Genomic DNA, 7,657 nt, shown 5'->3' with positions numbered 1-7,657 from the left:
GAACTCAGAAGTGAAACGCAGTAGCGCCGATGGTAGTGTGGGGTTTCCCCATGTGAGAGTAGGACATCGCCAGGCTTTAAATATCGTTTTTAGGTCAAGACCTAAAAACAGATGGACACTTGCTTTGCAAGTATGCCACTGCGGAGTGGTAGTTCAGTTGGTTAGAATACCGGCCTGTCACGCCGGGGGTCGCGGGTTCGAGTCCCGTCCACTCCGCCACTTATTAAAAAAGCCCGATTCGAAAGAGTCGGGCTTTTTTACGTCTGAAGAAAGAGCGAACAGATTTGCTATACATCAATCATGATATATCGCATATATGTTAGCTCATTAAATTAATCTTTTTCTTCTACGGACTTTTCTTTATTCCTTTCTTTTATTGAAACCTCATTTCGGCTTTCTACATTTGTGGCTTTCTGTACGTGAGCAATTAACTCAAGACGTTCATCGTCATTAGAATCACACCAAGTAATACCTAAAAAGGTGAAGCTATCCCCTTCTTTACGCTGGTAAACAACGTCGGCATAAAACTCACTCAAGGTAGGTGTGATTATTATTATCCTACTAGGAACATTGACTCTGTTTGAAACCAATATTCCGGCCCCGCCTAGACTGATGTCTTTAATGACAGCATGTCCAATCTTCCGTTTAAACCAACCGACTTTTCGTATTTCAACTGCTAGTCCGTTTGTTTGAGTTCCAAATGGTTCGTTTGGTGACCAAAAATACCAACGGGCGTGTTTTCTCTTCGCTTCATTTTCTGAATTCATATCACTACAGCTTAATATCACGTGTACTTTCTTAGATTAAAACGACCATTAGTTGAAAAACTAAAATGTATTCAAATTTGGTTTGGACGTCTAGACAGCTGTATGTTCTGTGATAGGATAGAGGTAATATAAAAGGAATGAGGCTGTACCGTGGGAAGTAATGTAAGACAACAGATCGAAGCTCAACTTAAGCAGAAAATCATGCTTATAGATGGTGGTATGGGCACGATGATCCAAGATTATAAACTTGAAGAAAATGATTACCGTGGTGATCGCTTCTCTACTTGGCATTGTGATCTTAAAGGGAATAATGACTTACTCGTTCTTTCTCAGCCTCAAATGATAAAAGATATTCATGGGCAGTACCTAGAAGCGGGTGCTGATATCCTAGAAACAAACACCTTTAACGCAACGACTATCGCCATGGCTGACTATGACATGGAAAGTTTGAGTGAAGAGATTAATTTCGAAGCCGCTAAGCTTGCTCGAGAAGTTGCAGATGAGTGGACGGCTAAGACCCCGAATAAACCACGTTATGTTGCTGGTGTTTTAGGTCCTACAAATAGAACTTGTACGATATCACCGGATGTAAATGATCCTGGTTTTCGAAACGTAACATTCGATGAATTGGTTGAAGCCTATTCAGAGTCTACACGTGCCTTAATTAAAGGTGGTTCTGACCTGATTTTGATCGAAACGATCTTTGATACGCTGAACGCTAAAGCCTGTTCTTTTGCCGTCGAATCTGTATTTGAAGAGGTTGGAATCACCCTGCCTGTTATGATCTCAGGTACCATTACTGACGCTTCTGGTCGAACGCTATCAGGCCAAACTACTGAAGCATTTTACAATGCCTTACGCCATGTTAAACCGATTTCATTTGGTTTGAACTGTGCTCTTGGTCCTGATGAGCTCCGTGAGTATGTCAGCGAATTATCACGTATATCAGAGTGCAGTGTTTCCGCTCACCCTAATGCGGGTCTTCCTAACGCATTTGGTGAATACGATCTTTCTCCTGAAGATATGGCGGAACATGTTAAAGAGTGGGCTGAAAGTGGGTTCTTAAACCTCATTGGTGGTTGTTGTGGTACCACGCCTGAACATATTCGCCAAATGGCTCGAGCTGTTGAGGGTGTCATACCTCGCTCACTACCGGAAATCCCTGTTGCTTGTCGTTTATCCGGATTAGAGCCTTTAACTATTTTAAAAGAGTCACTATTCGTAAATGTGGGTGAGCGTACCAACGTTACCGGCTCTGCTCGATTCAAGCGACTCATTAAAGAAGAGCTTTACGACGAGGCACTGAGCGTTGCTCGTGAACAAGTAGAAAATGGCGCTCAGATAATTGATATTAATATGGATGAGGGAATGCTCGACGCGGAAGCGTGTATGGTTCGATTCCTAAATCTATGTGCCTCAGAACCTGAAATATCGAAAGTACCCGTAATGGTCGATTCTTCCAAGTGGGAGGTTATTGAAGCGGGCTTGAAGTGTATTCAGGGTAAGGGAATTGTAAACTCAATTTCTCTTAAGGAAGGGAAAGAGAAGTTTGTAGAGCAAGCGAAGCTCGTTCGCCGATACGGCGCAGCAGTGATTGTAATGGCCTTTGACGAAGTAGGCCAAGCTGACACTCGTGAGCGTAAAATTGAGATTTGTACGAACGCTTACAACATCCTCGTTGATGAGGTTGGTTTCCCACCTGAAGATATCATTTTCGATCCAAATATTTTTGCTGTCGCAACAGGTATTGATGAGCACAATAACTACGCCGTGGATTTTATCGAGGCTGTTGGGGATATTAAACGGAATCTTCCACATGCGATGATTTCTGGTGGTGTATCAAACGTTTCATTTTCGTTCAGAGGCAACAACTACGTGCGTGAAGCTATCCACGCGGTATTCCTTTATCACTGTTTCAAAAACGGTATGGATATGGGGATAGTAAACGCAGGCCAACTAGAGATATACGATAACGTTCCTGAGGATTTGCGTGAAGCGGTTGAAGATGTTGTGCTTAACCGCCGAGATGACTCCACTGAGCGCCTGCTGGATATCGCGACAGAATATTTGGAGCGTGCTGTTGGTAAAGTAGAAGATAAGTCTGCTTTGGAGTGGCGAACTTGGCCAGTTGCGAAACGTTTAGAGCACTCTCTTGTGAAAGGTATCACCGACTTTATTGTTGAAGATACGGAAGAGGCACGAGTAAATGCTTCTCGCCCTATTGAAGTCATTGAAGGTCCTCTGATGGACGGAATGAACGTTGTCGGAGATCTGTTTGGTGAAGGAAAAATGTTCCTTCCTCAAGTAGTGAAATCAGCAAGGGTAATGAAACAGGCGGTTGCTCATTTAGAGCCATTTATTAACGCGACAAAAGACGTAGGTTCAACCAACGGAAAGATCTTGCTGGCTACTGTTAAGGGAGATGTTCACGATATCGGTAAGAACATCGTCGGTGTTGTTCTTCAGTGTAACAATTACGATATTATTGATCTTGGCGTGATGGTTTCTTGTGAAAAAATTCTTAAGGTTGCCAAAGAAGAGAATGTAGACATCATTGGGCTTTCAGGTTTGATTACACCATCGTTAGACGAAATGGTGCATGTCGCTAAAGAGATGGAACGTCAAGGTTTTGATTTACCACTGTTAATTGGTGGCGCAACGACTTCAAAGGCACATACCGCTGTCAAAATTGAACAGAACTATTCTCAGCCTGTTGTTTATGTGAATAACGCTTCTCGTGCGGTAGGTGTGTGTACTTCATTGCTTTCAAATGAATTAAAACCTGCCTTTGTCGAAAAGATCGATTTAGATTACGAGCGCGTACGAGAGCAGCATAATCGTAAAAAGCCTCGTACCAAACCTGTTACTTTAGAGAAAGCTCGCCAAAACCGAGTGGATATTGATTGGGCTGCTTATACTCCTCCTGCACCCGTAAAACCGGGCATCCATATCTTTAAAGACTTTGATGTGGCGGTGTTGCGTCAATATATTGATTGGACTCCTTTCTTCATGACTTGGACGTTAATGGGTAAATATCCTGCGATCTTAGACCATGAGGAAGTTGGCGAGGAGGCGAGACGTCTCTTTAAGGATGCCAATGACCTGCTTGATCGAGTTGAAAGTGAAAAACTTCTTGAAGCGAGAGGCATGTGTGAGCTATTCCCTGCAAACAGCGTTGGTGACGATATAGAGGTTTATACCGACGAATCAAGAACCGAGGTACTTAAGGTTCTGCGTAACTTACGTCAACAGACAGATAAACCTAAAGGCTTCAACTATTGTTTATCTGATTATATTGCACCCAAAGAGAGTGGTAAATCTGATTGGATTGGTGGCTTTGCTGTCACCGGCGGTATTGGCGAAAGAGAGTTGGCTGATGAGTACAAAGCGAATGGCGATGATTATAACGCCATTATGATTCAGGCTGTTGCGGATCGTTTGGCTGAAGCCTTTGCTGAGTATCTGCATAAAGAAGTGCGGAAGGATATTTGGGGCTACTCACCAGATGAAGATTTAAGTAACGATGATTTGATTCGTGAAAAGTATCAAGGTATTCGTCCTGCACCGGGTTACCCTGCATGCCCGGAACATACAGAGAAAGGGGCGTTATGGGAACTCATGGACGTGGAAAAAGCTATCGATATGTCTTTGACCAGTAGCTACGCTATGTGGCCGGGAGCATCGGTATCTGGCATGTATTTCTCGCACCCAGATTGTCGTTACTTTGCAATTGCTCAGATTCAGCAAGATCAGTTGGAAAGTTACGCCGAGCGTAAAGGTTGGGATCTTGTTGAAGCTGAAAAATGGTTAGGACCAAATCTTAACTAGTTAAGTCATAGATTGTAATCGAAAGGGTCGCCTATTAAGCGACCCTTTTTTACATCTCGATATATATTTACAGTTAGATATCTTGTTGATGTTGTTCTGGGTCGTCTAACTTTTTTTGTACGTGTTTCGCTTTCTCGATCATAGGCGTTATTGTTGAGCCTTGTATTAAGATTGAAAACATAACCACAGCGTACGTCATAACTAGGATGATCTCTTTTACATCAATTAGTTTATCTGGGATAACCCAAATACCTGATGGAATAGAAAGCGCCATAGCCAAAGCTAAACCACCTCGCAAACCTCCCCAAGTAAGGATTCGTATAGACCATGAATTGTAGCTGCGAAAGCGCTTAAAACCGATGTAAGAGATAAACACGCTCAGATAACGAGCCGACAATACGAGTGGAATAGCAAATGCCATTAGAATCCAGTCTTCTTGATGGAACTTAAAAAGCAGCATCGACATGCCAATAAGTAGGAACAAAATGCCATTTAAGAATTCGTCCACCAATTCCCAAAATTTATCTAAGTGCTCTTCACTCTCCTTTGAAAATCCCACGTAGCGAGTCCAGTTACCAATCATTATTCCAGAGACAACCATAGCTAGTGGGCCGGAAACATGAAGTACATCAGCAAAAACATATCCTGCTGTAGGGATACCGATAGTGAGTAATAGTTCCATTGAGTGATCGTTCGTTGAACTGATTAAGTAATGGAACAATAAGCCGAGAACAAAACCATAGGCGATTCCTCCAATAGCTTCTTGAAAAAATAGAAGAGCGATACTTGAAAAGGTTGGCGTCTCTGTGCCGAATGCGATGGTGAATAAGGTCACAAATATAACTAACCCAAAACCATCATTGAACAGCGATTCGCCTTCAATCTGGGTTGAAATTCGTTCCGGAGCCTGTAATTTTTTAACGATAGCTAAAACAGCGATGGGATCGGTTGGGGATATTAACGCACCAAAGAGTAAGCAATAGACTAAATCGAATTGAATCCCTATTAGTAGGCAGAACCCGTATAACACACCACCAATAAAGAATGTTGAGAATAAAGTCGACCCTAGAGCTAGGGTGGTAATTTCCCATTTTTGATCTTTTAAATGGGGTAAATGAATACCAAGTCCACCGGCGAAGAGCAGGAAGCCTAGAATGCCTTTTAGCAGAAAATCTTCAAAGTTGATGCTGGCAATCGTAGAAGTGGATAGTTCAGTTAACTGGAACCAATCATTTTGACCCGCGACTAAAATGAGCAGTGAAAGGATCATTGCTCCTGCCGTAATCGCTATCGTAGTTTGCATCTTGCCGATTTTACTGTTGATAAAAGCAATCAGCATTGCAGCTGCGGAAAGAAAGCAAAGAGTGTAGTAGATGGACATTATCAACCAAAGATGTAACTGAATGTTACCTTGGATTTTCGGGCCAGTTAACTCAAATAGCAATGGCTTTATGTCATGCTTGTGTGATTATTTATAGAGCAATTATTAGAGTTACGGTGTTCATGTAGGCTTTAGTTAAATAGGCTATGCGTCTAAGCTGATGTGAAAGTGATGAGCTGAACTATAGAAATACGCTAAGCTGGTCATCATGTGAGAATGGTTAATAAAAAGTGCCGCTGTACTAGCGGCACTACAGACGTGATTATTCAAATAATTCTGCGTGTAACTTTTGAATTGAAGATTTAGCATCTGACTCGTGAAGTAAGAAGCACAGGTTGTGTGGACTTGCGCCGTAACAAATCATTCTTAAGTTAAAGTCTTCCAATGTTCCGAACACTTGTTTCGCATAGCCTTTACTTTCGCTCATATTGTTACCAATTAAGGCGACTAAGCAGAGGTCGTGCTCAATTTCCACATGACAGAGTTCTTCTAATTCGATACGCACTTGATCAGGCAGTTGTGGTGCGCCACCGGCTGTATCTGTTTGATCCAGGGTTAGTGAAACACTGATCTCGGATGTAGTAATTAAATCCACCGAAATCTTATGTGCTGCTAAGATCTCAAATACCTTCGCGAGAAAGCCATACGCATGGAACATGTTAGCACTGCGCAGTGTAACCATTGTTTGATTGCTACGCAGAGCAAGAGCACGAAAAAGGGGCGACGTTTCGGCATGGTGACGAATCCATGTTCCTCCACGTTCAGGTTCTTTTGAAGAACCTACAAAAACTGGGATATCGTGACGAAGTGCTGGAACAAGCGTTGAAGGGTGTAGGATCTTCGCACCAAAGTTGGCCATTTCCGATGCTTCACTAAAGCTGATCTCTGGGATAGGTGTGGCTTTTGATGCAATACGCGGATCGGTGGTATAGATTCCCGGAACATCTGTCCAGATTTCTAGCCCTGAAGCTTCGACACCTTCCGCTATTAATGCTGCACTGTAATCACTGCCGCCTCGACCTAAAGTCGTTGTATTGCCTTCAGTGTCAGCACCAATAAAGCCTTGGGTAACTACGACATGATCTTGGCATAGCGGTATAAGCTTTTCTTTAGCAAGTTTGGAAATATCCTCAAGCTGAGGCTCTGCTTTTCCAAATGTTCCGTCTGTTCTAAGCACTTCTCGAATATCAAACCGAACAGCATTGATGCCACGTTCACGCATTAGTTGAGCCAGCAGGTGAGTAGACATTAGCTCGCCACAAGCAACGAGGTGATCGGTTAGTTTCTTATTCGCTTGGATTGACGCTGCTTCTGCAAGGCTTGTTACTGTGTCTAAGATCTTATAAATCTCAGTGGCTGCTTCGTCGGAACTCGTTAGTTGTGACAAAATGGCATCGTGGATTGCCGCAATCTTTTGTAGTACTTCACTGCGTCGCTCTTGGTTTGAAACACCATTGGCTAGTTCAACAAGTAGATTAGTCACTCCAGAGCATGCACTGCTAACCACAAGCTTGGTTTCTGGATTGTTTTCGATGATAGCAGCACAACGGCTCATTGCTTCAAAGTTGGCTACACTGGTCCCACCAAATTTGGCGACATTGAATGCGCTCACAGCATTTCTCCCTAAATATTCAAATAAGATAAACAGGTTAACGATAACCTAAAGTTCTTTAGAGAAGAG

Annotated in this window: 4 protein-coding genes, 1 tRNA gene and 1 rRNA gene; 3 read left to right on the top strand and 3 right to left on the bottom strand. The window is 42.8% G+C overall.

Annotation, left to right across the window (positions count from 1 at the left end; translation table 11 throughout):
* Both rrf and L4D20_RS09195 read left to right on the top strand, forming a co-directional pair.
* Positions 1–75 (top strand): 5S ribosomal RNA (gene rrf, locus L4D20_RS09200); the annotation flags it as partial.
* A gap of 67 nt (positions 76–142) precedes the next feature.
* Positions 143–219, top strand: a tRNA-Asp gene (locus tag L4D20_RS09195).
* Positions 220–332: 113 nt separating this feature from the next.
* Here the strand turns inward: L4D20_RS09195 and L4D20_RS09190 are convergent.
* A complete protein-coding gene (locus L4D20_RS09190) occupies positions 333–767 on the bottom strand; it encodes a PilZ domain-containing protein (protein ID WP_428801266.1) in 435 nt (144 codons plus the stop codon).
* A gap of 150 nt (positions 768–917) precedes the next feature.
* Here L4D20_RS09190 and metH point away from each other — a divergent pair, with 150 nt between their 5' ends.
* Positions 918–4,595 (top strand): methionine synthase, encoded by a 3,678-nt coding sequence (metH, locus tag L4D20_RS09185; RefSeq protein ID WP_428801265.1) that lies wholly within the window; start codon positions 918–920, stop codon positions 4,593–4,595.
* 73 nt (positions 4,596–4,668) lie between these two features.
* Here the strand turns inward: metH and L4D20_RS09180 are convergent, their stop codons facing one another.
* Positions 4,669–5,976 (bottom strand): cation:proton antiporter, encoded by a 1,308-nt coding sequence (locus tag L4D20_RS09180; RefSeq protein WP_428801264.1) that lies wholly within the window; start codon positions 5,974–5,976, stop codon positions 4,669–4,671.
* Positions 5,977–6,238: 262 nt separating this feature from the next.
* A complete protein-coding gene (gene lysC, locus L4D20_RS09175; RefSeq protein WP_428801263.1) occupies positions 6,239–7,588 on the bottom strand; it encodes a lysine-sensitive aspartokinase 3 in 1,350 nt (449 codons plus the stop codon).
* Positions 7,589–7,657: the final 69 nt, after the last annotated feature.

The organism is Vibrio kyushuensis (assembly GCF_050337325.1).
GTDB lineage: Bacteria > Pseudomonadota > Gammaproteobacteria > Enterobacterales > Vibrionaceae > Vibrio > Vibrio kyushuensis.
The sequence above is the reverse complement of the archived record's forward strand: the minus strand, read 5'-3'. Positions and strand labels throughout refer to the sequence as shown.